This window comes from Streptomyces sp. NBC_01288, assembly GCF_035982055.1.
GTDB lineage: Bacteria > Actinomycetota > Actinomycetes > Streptomycetales > Streptomycetaceae > Streptomyces.
The window spans coordinates 4,669,175-4,684,632 of the sequence record NZ_CP108427.1; the positions used below are offsets into that span (position 1 = coordinate 4,669,175).

General features: G+C 65.9%; 11 protein-coding genes and 2 pseudogenes. 10 read left to right on the forward strand and 3 right to left on the reverse strand.

Annotated features, from left to right (window positions below):
- Positions 1–18: 18 nt before the first annotated feature.
- Positions 19–2,808 carry an AAA family ATPase gene (locus OG194_RS20685; protein WP_327402302.1) on the forward strand — a complete coding sequence of 930 codons (2,790 nt, stop codon included), beginning with the start codon at positions 19–21 and terminating at the stop codon, positions 2,806–2,808.
- A gap of 868 nt (positions 2,809–3,676) precedes the next feature.
- On the opposite strand, the gene OG194_RS20690 is transcribed toward OG194_RS20685, so the two are convergent.
- Positions 3,677–4,429, reverse strand: a complete 753-nt coding sequence (locus OG194_RS20690) for a hypothetical protein (protein ID WP_327402303.1) — start codon at positions 4,427–4,429, stop codon at positions 3,677–3,679.
- 265 nt (positions 4,430–4,694) lie between these two features.
- Positions 4,695–5,402: an SDR family oxidoreductase gene (locus OG194_RS20695; RefSeq protein ID WP_327402304.1), complete on the reverse strand. Its 708-nt coding sequence runs from the start codon at positions 5,400–5,402 to the stop codon at positions 4,695–4,697.
- Between the two features lie 271 nt (positions 5,403–5,673).
- Between OG194_RS20695 and OG194_RS20700 the strand changes: the two genes are divergently transcribed.
- The 6 genes and pseudogenes from OG194_RS20700 to OG194_RS20720 all read left to right on the forward strand — a co-directional run.
- Entirely contained in the window at positions 5,674–6,495 is an 822-nt protein-coding gene (locus OG194_RS20700) for an SDR family NAD(P)-dependent oxidoreductase (RefSeq protein WP_327402305.1), read from the forward strand.
- Positions 6,496–6,688: 193 nt separating this feature from the next.
- Positions 6,689–6,925, forward strand: a pseudogene (locus OG194_RS47645) (winged helix-turn-helix domain-containing protein); the annotation flags it as partial.
- 18 nt (positions 6,926–6,943) lie between these two features.
- Positions 6,944–7,513, forward strand: a complete 570-nt coding sequence (locus tag OG194_RS20705) for an AfsR/SARP family transcriptional regulator (protein WP_327402306.1) — start codon at positions 6,944–6,946, stop codon at positions 7,511–7,513.
- A gap of 69 nt (positions 7,514–7,582) precedes the next feature.
- Positions 7,583–8,860 carry an MFS transporter gene (locus OG194_RS20710; RefSeq protein ID WP_327402307.1) on the forward strand — a complete coding sequence of 426 codons (1,278 nt, stop codon included), beginning with the start codon at positions 7,583–7,585 and terminating at the stop codon, positions 8,858–8,860.
- A 202-nt stretch (positions 8,861–9,062) separates the two neighbouring features.
- Positions 9,063–9,761: an AfsR/SARP family transcriptional regulator gene (locus tag OG194_RS20715; RefSeq protein ID WP_327402308.1), complete on the forward strand. Its 699-nt coding sequence runs from the start codon at positions 9,063–9,065 to the stop codon at positions 9,759–9,761.
- Between the two features lie 11 nt (positions 9,762–9,772).
- A pseudogene (locus OG194_RS20720) lies at positions 9,773–10,585 on the forward strand (helix-turn-helix transcriptional regulator); the annotation flags it as partial.
- A gap of 27 nt (positions 10,586–10,612) precedes the next feature.
- Here the strand turns inward: OG194_RS20720 and OG194_RS20725 are convergent.
- Positions 10,613–11,401: a thioesterase II family protein gene (locus OG194_RS20725; RefSeq protein WP_327402309.1), complete on the reverse strand. Its 789-nt coding sequence runs from the start codon at positions 11,399–11,401 to the stop codon at positions 10,613–10,615.
- Positions 11,402–11,541: 140 nt separating this feature from the next.
- On the opposite strand from OG194_RS20725, the gene OG194_RS20730 reads away from it, so the two are divergent.
- From OG194_RS20730 to OG194_RS20740, 3 genes are all read left to right on the forward strand, one after another.
- Positions 11,542–12,725 (forward strand): IS3 family transposase gene (locus OG194_RS20730; protein ID WP_327407148.1). Its coding sequence is split into 2 segments (ribosomal slippage): positions 11,542–11,811 and positions 11,814–12,725, totalling 1,182 coding nucleotides; the frame shifts between segments, so codons are not numbered across the junction.
- 1,089 nt (positions 12,726–13,814) lie between these two features.
- Positions 13,815–14,483, forward strand: coding sequence for a TRADD-N-associated membrane domain-containing protein (locus OG194_RS20735; protein ID WP_327402310.1), 669 nt, complete (start codon positions 13,815–13,817; stop codon positions 14,481–14,483).
- 19 nt (positions 14,484–14,502) lie between these two features.
- Positions 14,503–15,360 (forward strand): trypsin-like peptidase domain-containing protein, encoded by an 858-nt coding sequence (locus OG194_RS20740; RefSeq protein WP_327402311.1) that lies wholly within the window; start codon positions 14,503–14,505, stop codon positions 15,358–15,360.
- Positions 15,361–15,458: the final 98 nt, after the last annotated feature.

Genomic DNA, 15,458 nt, shown 5'->3' on the forward strand with positions numbered 1-15,458 from the left:
AGAAAGAGGCGCCTCCTCATGAGCGCAGAGCACCTGGGCACCGAAGGCCAGGGCATCGCGACCGGCCTGACCGGCCGGTCCAGCGAACTGGACCTCATCCGAGCGGTGATCGACGACACCGCCCGGCTCGGCGGCTCGCTGACCCTGTTCGGTGATCCCGGTGTGGGAAAGTCCGCCCTGCTCGACGCCGCCGCCGACCTCGCCGACGCCCGGGGTATGAGGACGCTGCGGGCGGCCGGCGCCCAGTTCGAGGCCAATATCGCGTTCGCCGGCCTCAACCAGCTGCTGGTGCCGCTGGTCCCGCTGTTCGCGGAACTCGGCCCGGACCACGAGAGCGCTCTGCGCGTGGCACTGGGCTTCGGCGAGGGCTCGACCCCCTCACGCATCCTCATCTCGACCGCCGCGCTGTCCCTGCTCCTGCTCGCCGCACGGGAACAGCCGCTGGTCGCCATCGTCGACGACGCCCAGTGGCTCGACGACGCCAGCGCCGACGTCCTGTCCTTCGTGGCCCGGCGGGTCGCCGGAACCCGGGTACGGGTGCTCTCGACCGTCCGTACGACCGGAGAGCCGCTGCGCGCTCGCGGCGACGTCAACAGCCTCACCATGCGTTCCCTGGACGACGCCGAGTCCGAGGCCCTCCTCCTCGCCCGCTACCCGGACCTGGCCGAGCACGTGCGCCGGCGCATCGTCTCCGAGGCCCAGGGGAACCCCCTCGCCCTCGTCGAACTGCCCGCGACGCTGGCCTCGGACCGCTACCCCACGGCGGACATGCTCCCCACCGTGCTGCCGCTGACCGAACGGCTCACCCGGATCTTCACCGCCCGGATCGCCGCGCTCGCACCGGAGACCCGGGACCTGCTCCTGCTGCTCGCCCTGGACGGTTCGGGCCAGGCGCTGTCCGCCGAGAGCGTGGTGGGGCCCGATGCCGCCGACCACCTCGACATCGCCGAACGCGAGCGGATCATCGTCGTCGACAGCCGCCACTCCGTCGTCTTCCGCCACCCGCTGGTGCGCTCCGCCGTCGTAGAACTGGCCCGTCCCGAGCAGCGGCGCAGGGCCCACCGGGCACTCGCCGGGTGTCGGCGCGCCGATCCGGGGCGCCGTGCCTGGCACCTCGCCGACGCGTCCTACGGCCCCGACGAGGAGGTGGCCACCCTCCTGCAGCACGAGTCGATCCAGGCGCTCAAACGCGGGGACCCGTCCGCGGCGGTGGCGGCGATGACGCGGTCGGCCGATCTGAGCCCGGATCCCGAGCACCGGTCGCAACGCCTGGCCGGGGCCGCGCACTTCGCGGCCGAGGTGATGGGCGATCTCCAGTCGGTCTCCCAACTCCTCGCCGACGCGCGCCGATTGGACGCCGACGTCGGCTCGCTGGCGACCGCCTCGGCCGCGGCCTCGCTCATGCTGTACTCCGACGCGGACGTCGTCTCGGCCTTCCGGGTGCTCACCACCGCCCTCCGGGCCCCCGGGGCGGAGCCGACCGCGGAGGAGATCAACGCCGCGATCTGGGTCCTCTCGGTGATCGCCTCGCTCAACGGGCGCAAGGAGATGTGGGACCCGTACCTCGAACTGGTCGACAAATACCGCGACTTGCTGCCCGAGGGCCTGCTCATCCGCTCCGAGGTCGTGTCCAATCCGGCCCTCGTCTCCCCGGAGGCCCTGCACACCCTGGACCAGGAGATCGCGACCCTGACGACCGAGCTCGACCCCAGCCAGATCATCCGTGTCGGCTATGTCGCCAACGACGTCGACCGCCTCGCCGACCTGCGCGAGCCGCTGCTGCGCGTCTGGCAGGACGCCGCCCGCACGGGAGCCGTCGCCTCCGTCACCAACGCCCTCATGCTGCTGTGCGCGGAGAGCTACCTCGCCGGCCGATGGGACGACACCCAGCGCTTCGCGGAAGAGGGACTGGAGCGCGCCGAGTCCTACGGATACGTCAACTTCGTCTGGTTCCTGCACTACAGCAAGGCCCTCGCCGCAGCCGCGCTAGGCCAGCAGGACGAGGCGGAAGAACCGCTGGAGGCAATGCTGGCCTGGTCGATCCCGCGCCAGGCCTTCATCGTCCCGCAGCACGTGTACCGCGTACGCACCCTCGCGGCGATCGGCCGCGGTGACTTCGAGACGGCGTACACCGAGGCCACCAAGATCAGCCCACACGGACTGGAACCAGGCACCGCCCGACAACTCCAACTCTTCGTCGCCTACGACCTCGTAGAGGCAGCCGTCCGAACCGGCAGGTCGGACCAGGCCCGCGACTACGTCGAAGCGATGCTGCGGATGGACATCACCAAGATCTCCACCCGCTGGGCAATGCTCGTGGCCGCAGCGCAGGCGCTGGTGTCCGAGGGAGAGGCGGCGAACGCCCACTTCGACCGGGCCCTCGCAGCGGCGCCCGAGAACCTGTGGCCCTTCGAACGCGGACGCATCCTGCTGGCCTACGGCGAACACCTCCGCCGGGAACGGGCCACCGTCGAATCACGCATCCGCATCAACGCCGCGCTGACGATCTTCGACCGGCTACGAGCCGCACCATGGGCCGAGCGCGCCAGAAACGAACTGGGAGCGACCGGCGTATCCCGACGGCAGACCGGTTCGACGGACACCCCGCTCACTCCCCAGGAGTTGCAGATCGCCACGCTCGCGGCCTCGGGCCTGACGAACAAGGCGATCGGCGAACGGCTGCACCTGTCCGCCCGCACGGTCAGCGGACACCTCTACAACGTGTTCCCAAAACTCGGCGTCACCGCCCGCGCCGGCCTGCGCGACGCGCTCACTGCCCTCACGGCAAACGAGGAGCTGCCGCCTTGACGTCTCGCCGGACAAGTCCCGGCCCAGACCAGTCTCCGTCGAATCACGCCAAGACATCCGCACCTGTCCCATCGGGGCGGGCGAGAAGGTGGTTGATCCGCCTGAGCATCCAGCAGGATCTCGGACATCGCGTCAGTGTCGGCACCGTCGTCGCCGAACCATTCAGGCGCTGGCCCGACTTCGCCGGAGGCCGGCCGGCAGAGGCCGAGAAGGTCTGTCAGGGCCGGCAACCAAACGAGGGGCAGTTGGAACGCCTGATTGTCGGGTCGGCACAACAACCGTTCCCCTGCGGCCCCCAGTTGCGCGGCCGAGCGGGAGCCCGTTTGCATGGCGGCTCCACGCTTGGCCACCAAATGGCCACCACGTCATTCCGAACAGGGCGAGGCAGATCGACAGCAGGCGACAAAAGGCCAGTTCAAAGCCTTGCAGGGCGGAATCGCCACCGACCGTCAACCTGGAACCTACGCATGACGATGCACAGACCGCACGCGTCCGTTTAGCCCGAATTCCAAGGTCAACGAAAACAAGAAACCCCAGGTCACGGCGAGTGAGTCCTGGGGCCTCTCAGAGCCGCCTTCGGGATTCGAACCCGAGACCTACGCATTACGAGACCATGAGTGATCGTGTTGCGTGATGCTCTCTCGTGCTGTCCAGTGATGTTCGGCCTGATCAGAGCATGTGCGACAGGCTGACACATGTCGCCCGATGCTGCACCGTCCAAAGGCGTCTGTCCACCGGCTGTCCACCGACGGGGTTGCCGCCGGCCCGCCGGCGGGACTGGAGCCTGCTCGCGACGACACCGTCGACCGGTCAGCGAGACGAACAGAGGAAACTGTATGACCTCGACAAGTACCCTCGCCGGGTTCGATCATCGTGTCCCCTGCTCGGGTCTCGGAGACACCGAAGCTGGCCAAGTCGCCTGCGCCTGTGGGTGCTCGCGGTCAACACAGTTGGGTGGGTCATCTCTCGCCGAGCCGTTCATCGAGAATCTCGGCAGCCTGTCGACGCCCTCGGAGAAGGCGATCGCGTCGGCTGTGTCCGTGACGAGGTCGACGTCATCCGACAGCCGTTCCAGGAACCCGTGCGCCTGAACCGCATACCACCGGCCAAGACGAAGCCCCGTATGCCGCGGCGGCTCCAAGACCGATATGGGCAAGTCGGACGGGAAGGGAGCCGTACGGGTGGATACCACGCAGCCCTGCGGGTCAGTTGCGGGAATCTCCCCTTCCTGCATCGACCGCGCACGGCCCAGCCGGTCGAGTGCCTCCAGGTATCCGTCGGCGCAAGCCGCCCAGGCGTCGGGTCCGCGCAGTAGGCACGCGATGACCGGGGCGAGCGAGATCTCACTCTCGCTCACGGCGCCGAACCCGGTCCGTGTCCAGCCGAAGCGGGACTCCGGCGGTTGCGGCATCGCGTGCTCGGCCGGCGCAGCCGATCCGTCTCGGGTCAGCGTCCTGTCCACTCGGGTCAGCATCCTGTCCAAGAGTGCGGCAACGGCATCGGAGACGACGAACCGCGCCGCCTCCATCGGATCCTCGGAGCGGAAACGGTCGTAAACCTTCACCTGGCAGGCAAGGTCGACCAGCGCCTCCTCGGCCGGGCGCGAGTCCGGTGCCGCCAAGGCCGCCTGCGCCTCACGGCCAAGCGGTGGAAGGAGACCCCCCGGCTCAGATGCAGGCAGCGGGCGTACCACCCGGCCCTCGCCGAGCCGAGATGCCCGGCTCGGCAGGGCACGCTGGTTGAGGAACCGGATTGTCCAAGCCGATCTACGGTACGGACGGCACCTCACTCGTCGCTCGCGGCAACAGGATTTGCACCTGCCACAGCAACTGACCGGGAAATCGGTCCGGCGTGGCACACGGCCGTGTGAGCGTCCGCCGCGCGCGTTACAGCAGGGCGCCGCCATCCACGAAGTGCACGTTTCCCGTGGTGTAAGGGCTACAGAACAGGTGCAACACCTCCGTGGCCACGTCCTCGGGGCTTCCGATGCGGCCCAAGGGGATATGCCGTGCGGCGGAGTTGTCCAAGGCGTCACGGCGGTCCTGGGAGTCGCGAAGACTCCCAGGAGTGTCGATCAGGCCGGGGACGAGAACGTTGACTCTGATCGGGGCAAGTTCCAGGGCCAGGGTGCGGCCGGCTGCTGCGACGCCCACGTTGGCCGCTCCGCTGACGCTCATGCTCATGACGGGCCGGAAACCGCTGGAGCCTGCAAGCAGGACGATCGAGCCGTGGCGATTCATTCGGGGGGCCGCATGGCGGACGCAGAGGAGCTGGCCGACGAGCTTGGTGTAGAGGCAGCGAAAGATGTCATCGGCTGCGACGTCGTAGATGGAACCGATGGCTTGGGCGCCGGGGCACAGCGCCAAGTGGTCGATGTCCGGCATGCTTTCGAAGAAACGCCGGACAGACGACTCATCGGTGACGTCCAGCACGCCGTGCGATACGCCGGGCCCGAGTTCTGCGGCGGTCTTGGAGAGCCGAGCCGCTCCGCGCGCCCCGATGGTCAACCGGGCACCTTCACGAAGCGCGGCACGGGCTGTGGCGAGGCCGATTCCCGAGGTGCCTCCGATGACCACGACATGACTGCCTTTCATGTGACCCCTGACATCGTCCTCATACTCGAAGGGCCGGTCCCGGCCTCCCCTCAACTATTCACGGTGTGGAAGAGGCGTACAGAGAGGCGGGGTGCTGGTGGCACCGCTACCAGCTTCGCTGGTGAGTGGGGGTTGGGGACGACACTGGTGCAAGGAGCACCAGGGATCGACCTCGCTCTGGGGTCCTGGTTTCGGCCAGAGTGGAGAGGAAACTCCACGGCGCGACGGAATGCGCGAGGGAGTTGTGGTGGCGTCCTTGGAGGTAGCCGAGATGGCCGAAAACGAGAAGATCGCGCTGGTGACCGGTGTGACATCCGGACTGGGCAGGGAGGTTGCCCTGGCTCTGGCCGCGCGCGGGGTCCGCGTACTGGCGCACGGCCGCGACGAGGCACGTCTGGAAGCGGTTGGTGCCGAGATACGGGCCGCAGGCGGTCAGGTGGAGGGCTATGTGGCCGATCTGGCCGATCTGGCGCAGGTCCGCACCCTCGCGGGACGGGTGGGTGCGGACCATCCCGAGCTGACCGTTCTGATCAACAACGCCGGAGTGGGAGGCGGCCCGCCACCGCATAAGAAGCGGGAACTGAGCTTTGACGGTTATGAGTTGCGGTTCGCGGTGAACTATCTCGCCCCGGTGCTGCTGACCCGGCTGCTTCTGCCGCAACTCAAGGCGGGTGCGCCCGCACGCGTGGTGAATGTCGGATCGGTGGGGCAGGCGCCGCCCGACTTCGACGACATCCACATGGAGCGGCACTACGACGGCGCCGACGCGTACTTCCGCAGCAAGTTCTCCCTCGCAGCATTCACCTTCGACCTGGCCGATGAGCTTGGGGCGACCGATGTGCACGTCAACTGCGTGCATCCGGCCAACTTGATGGACACATATCAGGTGCGCGAAGCGGGCATTGCCCCTTGGACATCCGCGGCGGCCGGAGTCGAGCCGGTACTCAACCTCGCCGTCGGCCGGGGCGGCGAGTCGACTGGTCACTATTTCGATGGAACGCGTTCCAGCCGGGCGAATTCGAAGACTTACAAGAAATCAGTCCGCCGAGAACTCCGACAGGTCACCGAGGATTTGTTGGTCGCGTTTCTCTGAAATCTGGAACAACGACTGTCCGATATGCGGATATGCGAGTTCATACATGCCGTAGGTGACCTCCGGCGGCATGGACTTTAAGATCACTTGGCACGCTTGAAACGCGTTGCTTATATGCGTGGTGCAAGGATGAGGAGTGTGGTGCGGCTGCAATGGCGCGGTCCGCTGGAGTCATGTCTATGGGGGAGTCGGCATGAAATTCCGCGTTCTGGGGTCTTTGGGCGTTTCGTCCGCAAGTAGCGGATGGTCTGTTCCCCGTGCCCCGAAACAGCAACAGACATTGTCCCTTCTGCTGCTCCAGCCAAACAGATTCGTTTCTGCCTCGTCGCTTTCCAGGGAGCTGTGGGGGGATGCTCAGCCGAAGACCTCAGGCGCCACGCTGCAGGCCTACATAGCCCAGGTCAGACGCTTCCTTGCGAAAGCCACTCAAGAACCCCTCAGTCGGATCATGCATGACGTGCTGGTTACAGAGTCGGGCGGCTACTCCCTCAAGGTGGAGACTCAGGAACTCGATCTCACATCTTTCGAGGAAAGGGTGCGAGAAGGGCGCGCTGCCCTCGGTGAGCGGGACTTTGTAGCTGCTGGCGTGCTATTAGAGAAGGCGCTGGAACTATTCCACGGCTCCGTCCTCGAAAACGTTCCGCATGGTTCCGTCATAGAGGTTCAAGCACGTCGGATCGAGCAACTGAGGCTTGCCGTGACAGAGCAGTGCTACGAGCTGAATCTCCGGATGGGACGCCATCACGAAGTCATCGGTGCACTGTCCGAAGTCGTGGAGACGAACCCCTTCCATGAAAACTTTCACGCGCTTTTGATACGTGCGCTCCATCAAAGTGGGCAGCGCGTGGAAGCCCTGCGTATTTACCATATGCTGCAGTCTCGCCTGAACGAGGAACTCGGCCTCGACCCCTCTCCGGAGGTCATGGCGCTGCGCCAGTCCATCCTTGAGCCGTTCGCGAGTGACCTGCCTGCGGCCGGATCCGTTCACGGCCGCAGGCCTCACAACGAGAGATGCTGACTGGTAGCCATTGCACCAGTACCAACTCTTTCTGGTTGCCGCCGCTGCGCGGCGGCACCATCAGTCGCCATGAGCCAACTCTCGCGGCAGCGGCCCGAAAGCACGGGATCCGGCGCCGCACCCCTGCGCCCCAACAGCCGTACCGTGCGCGTGTTCGCGGTGGTGGCGGGCCTGTGCGTGTCGAACCTCTACTACGTCATCGTCCTGCTTCCCGAGATCGCAGCGTCACACCACCGTCCGTCGCAGGACTTTGCTCATCTGCTGTCACTGACACAAGGGGGATACACGCTGGGCCTGCTGTTCGTCGTGCCCCTGGGCGACCGGGTGGACCGGCGCAGGCTGTGCACGCTGCTGCTTGCCGCCGCGTGCCTGGTGTGCGTGGCCATCCCCTGGGCTCCCGCAGCCTCGTACCCGGTGCTCTTCGTACTGCTCGGGCTGTGCAGCGTGACGGCGATGATTCTGGTCCCGTGGGGCGCGGACCTTGCGGACGATGCGGCGCGCGGCCGAGTGGTGGGTACCATCATGACCGGCCTCATCCTCGGCACACTGCTCTGCCGCACGCTGGCCGGCGCCCTCACCCAACTCGCCTCCTGGCGCTTCGTGTACTGGCTCGCCGCCGCGCTCATGGCCCTGTGCGTCGCAGCCCTCTACTGGGCGCTGCCCAGCGGAGTGGCAACCGGTCCCGCGCCGCGTCAGCCGCAGGACGGGCAGGGTGACGGCTATCTGCGCCTGCTCGGCTCCCTGCCGCGGATCCTGCTGCGCACGCCCAGGGTGGGTGAGCGCTGCCTGTACGGGGCGCTCGCCTTCGGCGCCTTCAGCGCGTTCTGGGCCGTTCTGCCGCTGCATCTTCAGGCGCGGCCGTTCTCGTTCGGGCCAGCTGAGATCGGGCTCTTCGCACTACTGGGCGGCGCCGGGGTGGTAGGCGCCTCGGCCGCGGGGCGACTCGCGGACCGAGGGCTTCAGACGCCGACCACCCTCGCGGCATTCGCCGTCGTGGTGGCGATCTTCCTGGTGCTGGGCGCCTGGCCGGGGTCGCTCGCCCTTTTGATCGTCGGGACCGTCCTCCTCGACATGGGCATCCAGGTCGCCCACATCACCAATCAGAGTGTGATCTACGCGGGCAACCCGGCCATGCGCAGCCGGATCACGACGACGTACATGGTCATGTACTTCGTGGGCGGCACGCTGGGTTCGGCCGTGGCCGCGTCGGTGTGGGGGCAGGGCGGCAGTTGGGGCGCCACGTGTCTGGTGGGCGCCGGGATGGGGGCCTGCGCGCTTGTTGTCGCCATACTGCGGGCCGCGCTCGGGCGCGTGCAGACGCGCGGGGCGGACGGCGTACGGCTCTGACCGGCGGCGCGATAGGCGAAATTCATCGGGACGCTGGGCGGGCTCTGGCGGTGCTGGGACAAGCCGCTGGATCTTGTTGCGACTGTTGACGCGGCAAGCATCCAGCCGGACAGACACCGTATATGGGGGATCCAGCGTGGCAGGCAGCCTGATGCAGTCAATCGCTCACGGACGAATAACCGCGCAGACCCGGACGGGTCCGGTGGCAGTGAGGCTCCTGGACGGATTCGGAGCCGGCCCGCTCGTACCGTCTCCGACGCCCGGCAGCGTGTGGCGGGTTGCCGCCTACCTGGCGTTGTACGGACCCACCGCGCGGCATCGGGTCGCAGGGGAACTGTGGCCCGATGCCACCCAGGAACGGGCCCTCGGCAGTCTGCGCAACGGGTTGTGGCGGATTCAGCGGGAGTTGCCCGGCCTCATTGACGCCCGTCGTGCACTGCTGTCCCTGACCGAGCAGGCCGCGGCCGACGTCGACGAGTTCGTCGAGGTGGCACGTTCGGTTCTGGAATGTGACACGTACATCCCCGTCGACGGGTCGCTGCTGCTGCGCCACAGCGAACTCCTGCCGGACTGGCACGACGAATGGATCGTGGTCGAGCGCGAGCGCCTGCGTCAGCTCCGGCTCGACGCGCTGGACACACTGGCCGGCCGGCTGCTGGCACGCGGCAGGTTCGGACTCGGTCTCCAGAACGCGCTGGTAGCGCTGCGCACGGATCCGTTGCGCGAGAGTTCCTGCCAACGGGTCATCCAGGCATACCTATTGCAGGGCAACATGGCTCAGGCCCGTCGGTACTACGAGTTCCACGCCACGCGGCTCAGAAAGGAACTGGGTGTCGAGCCGGCCCCGTTCAGGGCGGCGATGCTCAGCCTGCCGGAGTCGGCCCGCGTCCTGGCCCAGTGAGCTCCGTGGACATGGGGCGGGCGACCGGGCCGGCCCGCATCGAACTGGCCGAGTTCCTGCGCAACAGGCGAGCCCGGCGGCAACCGTCGGACGTCGGGATCAGCACCCTGGGCCAGCGCCGTACACCGGGCCTGCGCCGGGAGGAGGTCGCCACCCTCGCCGGCATCAGCGCGACTTGGTACACCTGGCTGGAGCAGGCACGGGGAATCGGTGTGTCGCGTAGCGTCCTCGCGCGGCTGAGCGGCGTCCTCGGGCTGGACCCTGCAGAGCGGGCCCACCTCTTCCGGCTCGCGGGCCACGTACCGCCGGCCCGCGACACCGCGCGGACGAGCGAGTGCGGGGCGCCGCACCGGATGCTGCTGACGCAGCTCGACCCCAATCCGGCGGTGCTGACCAACCGGCGCCTCGACGTCATCGCCTGGAACCGGGGCTACGAGATGCTGTGCGGAGATCTGGGGAGGCTGCCGAGCGACGACCGCAACCTCCTGTGGCTGACCTTCATGGATCCTCGGGTCACGGCGCTTTCCCCGGAATGGGAGACGGAGGCAGCCGCCATCCTGGGCCAGTTCCGCGACCGGCTCGGCGACCGCGTCACCGAACCGGCCACGCGAGCCCTGGTGCGCAGGCTGGAAGCGACCAGCGCGGACTTCCGCAGGCTGTGGCAGACCATGGCGGTGGCGCCCGCCCGCACCCGGCGCCGTCCGATCCTGCACCCCAGGCTCGGCCGTATCGAGCTGGAGACGATGGAGCTCGCGGTCTCGGACGGCGGGGAGGCCACGGTGATCGCCTCTTTGGCGCCGCCGGGTTCGGCTCTGGCGGGGCGGTTGTCCGCCCTCCTGGACGAGCCGGAGTCAGGCAGCGTCCGCTTCTGCGGCGCCGCGCGTACTGGTGGCGGTGACGAAGTCGCCGAGCACCGCCGACACGACCCGACGGTGCTCGGGTGCGAGGAAGGCGAAGTGACCGCCGGTGAGCAGTACCACCCGGCAGTCGGCGCTGCTGTGCTGTACCCAGCCTGACAGGCCGTACGCCGGGACCAGCGGGTCGCTCAGCCCGCCGAGCACGGTGAGCGGCACGGACAGCCGGACGTCGGCAAAGTCCTGTTCCGCCTCGGCTCCGAGCCGGATGTCCGCACGCAGCCTGAGCAGGATGGACGCCCTGATGTCCGCGTCCTCAAGGATCATCTCGGGGATGTCTCCTGCCTGGTCCAGGACGGTGAGCAGATCCTGTTCGCCGGTGACGTGCAGGGGCGGGCGGGGTCCGGGCCCGGGGGCCTGGGATGCGGCCACGACGCCGTCGAACAGCTCGGGCAGCTGATGGGCGGCCCGTACCGCCAGCAGAGCTCCGACACTGCAACCGAACGCTGTGGTCGGGAGGGGTTCACGCAAGGCGAGTTCCGTCGCGAGGGCCGTCAGCACCCTGGTCAGGGTGGTCTGGGGCGTCTCGGTGAGCCGCCGCTCCCGGCCCGGCAACGACACGGCCAGCACCTCGGTGCCGGCCGGCAACAGGTCCACGAGTGCCGTGAGCGCGTGGGGCCCGGCACCGGCGTGCGGGAAGACCACGACCCGGCGCCGGGCCCGCCCTTGGGGCCGGTGAAGTTCGGTGAGCCAGGAGGGAGCGCTCGCGGCGCCATCGATGCTCATCGGTCGTCCTTCGCGGTCGGCGGAGCGGTGCGCACTTCGATGGCGACCAGCTTCAGGGGCTTGTCCGACGTTGAGGTTTGCCCGCGTTTGTGGACATCTCTTGAGGATCAGATCGTGGGATCTGACATGGAGGTGTCGTGGTGGGTACATCCCGGTATTCGGAGGAGTTCAAGCAGGACGCGATCAAGCTGGTGGCCTCCGCCGGCCGGTCCGTCAACTCCGTGGCCAAGGACCTCGGCGTCAACACCGAGTCCCTGCGGAAATGGGTACGTGCTGCCGAGGCTGCCGCTGTTGTCGGGGGCGGTGAGCTGATGACCCCGGCGGAGCGGGAGGAGCTGAAGCGGCTGCGTAAGCAGGTGCGTGAGCTGGAGCTGGAGAAGGAGATCCTGAAGAAGGCGGCCCAGTATTTTGCGAAGGAGATGGGTCGATGACCGGCCGCTGGCGGTTCATCTCCGACCACCACATGGAGTACGGCATACAGCGGCTGTGCAGAATCTTCAGCGTCTCCCGATCCGGATTCTACCGCTGGCGTGCTGCCGGGCCTGCCCGGGTGGCCAGAGCGGCGGCCGAGGCGGATCTGACCGAACAGATCCGCGGCATCCATACCGAGACCAAGGGCGCCTATGGCGTCCCCCGGATCACGCGTGAGCTGCGGGAATGGGGTCCGGTAGTGAATCACAAGCGGGTCGCGAGGCTGATGCGGGCCGCCGGCATCACCGGCCGCCACCTGCGTAAGGGGAAGCGGACCACCGTCCAGGACGCACGAGCGCCCAAGGCCCCGGACCTGGTGGGTCGCGACTTCACCGCGCCGAGGACAGATGTGCGCTGGTGCGGCGACATCACGTATCTGCCGGTCGGGAACGACTGGATGTATCTGGCGACGGTTATCGACATGCATTCGCGGCGGGTGGTCGGCTGGTCGATGGCCGAGCACATGCGGGCCGATCTGGTCATCAACGCAATCGAGGCCGCTGTCGCTACCCGTGGCGGATCTGTCGACGGTGTGGTATTCCACTCGGACCGCGGCACGCAATATACGTCGGATGCCTTCGCCGTGGCATGCCGCAGGCATGGAATTCGCCGCTCTATGGGGCGAGTTGGCTCCAGCTACGACAATGCGATGGCGGAATCCTTCTTCGCCAGCATCAAACGAGAGCTCCTCCACGGAGAACGCTGGAGGCAGAATTCAGAGGCCCGTATGGCGGTGTTCTCCTGGCTCGCCTGGTACAACAACCGGCGCCGCCATTCCGCCCTCGGCCATCTCAGCCCAGTCGAGTTCGAACGACAAGCAATCACATCAAGTAGCCTGAATCTGGCTGCATAGCTCGTAGATGTCTACGCAGCGGGGCAAAGCCCAACCAACGGCTACACCCTCGGCGCCCACAACGTCGTAAGCACAGCTACCTTCTGGAACAACGTCACCAACGTCGCCTGAAAGCGCCCCAGAGGCAAGCCAAGCGTGCATTGAAGGTCTGGGCCGGGAGCAGTTTCTCCTGGTCCAGACCGCTTGCCCTGCAATACCGCCAGCGCTCCTTGAAGTGTCTTCGGTGGGCGCCGACTCGGTGCTGTGCCGAAGGTGTGACAGACGTCCTTGGCGCGCGGCCGCGCCTTGTTGGCCCTGTGCCGGTCCGTGGCGAACGCGCACACGCCCGGACACGGGCGGCAGCGCAGCCCACCGAGCGCCCCTTCGCCCCCCGCGCCCGGACCGACCATTGAACATGCGCACAGCCAGGACCAATTTCAGAAGCCGAGCCGAACGTGAGGCCTGTCAGGACCGGACAGTCGGGCCGCCGGTCGTCCCATCGATGCCAACCGCATTTCACCCACGGGCCCAGGAGCGGCGACAGCGCCCGCTGATGGAGCGACGCGCACGCCTGTCCACCGGTTGTCCACCGAAACTCATCGCGTATGCCTGACTTAATCCTCCCGGACGCGAAAAAGACCAGGTCAGAGACTCAGTTCGCCTATGGGGTCACGGAACCTGAATCTCCGACCCACGCATTACGATGCACAGACAGACAGTGCCCGATTTATCGAGATTCCAAGGTCACCCGAAACAAGAAACCCCAGGTCATAGGCCCGACCTGAGGTTTACCTTGGAGCCGCCTTCGGGATTCGAACCCGAGACCTACGCATTACGAGTTGTCCGATCTTGGTCCGGGGGCGTCCATGAGCGTTCCCAGAAAGCCTCGCACGGCTGGTCAGGTGCCCTGCCGGACTTCACCGGAAACCAACGGACCACCCCGGAACGAGTGGCGATTGAGACCACGATTGAGACCACGACCGCTTCATCCCTTGAAGCAACTTGAGCCAAGCCTCTAGACGCCGACCGACAGTTCTCGCTCGACCGCCCCCACCACACCTGTCCGCCGCTACCCTGACGGTTGGGGATCGTAGGAAGCGGGGGATTCAGGTGAAGAACGAAACCGGTGAGGCAGAGGAGCCGGAGCCGACCAGCCCGTATGGCGTCAACTTCACTGGGCGAGGCGTGCAGCTCAACACGTTCCATGTGAGCGGTGCCGACATGGTCGTGAACAACGTCGGCACGGGGGCACCTGCCGAGCCGTCGCCAGCAGAAGCCCAGCGTGAGAGCCTGGCTGAGCAGCGTCAGCGCTTCTTTTTCGACTTCCTCAGGTATTCACTCAAACAGGCTGAGTGGACCTTCCGGCTCAGTATTTGCTTCATGTCCGGCGGCGCGGCTGTAATCCTTGCTGGCGGCGTACTGGCGTTGGTGCACGCCGGGAACCCCGACCTGAGTTACCTGCCGATCGTGACGAGCCTTACAGGCGCCCTCTTCACCGTGGGAGGGGGCGCTCTTGCTGTTCACGCAAGACGGGCTCGTGCTCACGTGACTGAGCAGGCCGACCGTCTGGATGTCAAAATCGATCAGGATCACAGACTCGAAAAGGCAACTACTTTGATCGATCGAGTCGGGGATCCAGTCGCGCGTGACCGTCTGAATGCCGCTGCCGCAATGAAGGCATTGGATATGCAGTCGAGCCCAGAAAATATGGTCAACCGAGTTTTCCCTGATCAAGGGCAAAACTCCACTGGAGAACTTGAGCCAGGCGAGTCAAAGTAGATGATCTATATGAGTACGCGTGGCCAGGATCTCAGAAATCCCAATACAGGCAACCATGAAGATTAACACCTCATCCAAAGAACTGCTCTTCTCGACGATCAGAATAAGCAACAAAGGCCTGGGTACCGTGGGGACCGGATTTTTCGCTCACGCCTTCGTCGGGGATGAACTCGTCGTCCCTCTAATCGTCACCAATAAGCATGTGCTTGAGGGCACCGATCAAATAATTCTTGGATTCCTGGCAAAGTCGCCCGAAACTGGCGAACCGAGATACGGGGAACGCCGCGACATCGCGATCAGCGGAGATGCCTGGATTGGCCACCCGGATCCACAGGTCGATATCGCCGTCATACCAATTTCTAAAATAATCAACACGATTAGCGACCTCTTCTACAAGACCATACCTACAGCTCTCATGGAGTTCACCGAGGAAGAAATCTTCATCGATGCGGTTGAGGAGATAACGTTCATCGGATACCCAAGCGGCCATCAGGATCCATTCCACCTCACCCCGATCACCAGGAGAGGGATATCGGCCACCCCGATTGAGATGCCATTCGGCGGAAAGAAGATTTTCTTGGTCGATGGTTCCATTTTCGGAGGAAGCAGTGGAAGTCCCGTGTTCCTCCTCAACGAAGGAACGTATCGATCCGGGCCAACCAATGTCACGACCGGCAATCGGATGGTCCTTGTAGGGATCATCGCCGCATCGATACAGCAAGTAACTGACGAACCCGTAGTGGCGAATCACGTTCCTCATGTCGCTCTCGCGCGCGAGCTAGACTTGGGGATCGTCTTCAATCGCCACGCAATACTGGAGACCATTGATACTTGTCTCGCCAAGATGGGACAGCGGAGAGTCTCTAAAGTGAACTAGAAAACCCTCTGAGGCAATTATGCGATTAGCTTCTTTGCGGGATTCGGAGACGGAAAAATACGAAGGGCCCGGCCCATTAGACCAGGCCCTTTGTACGT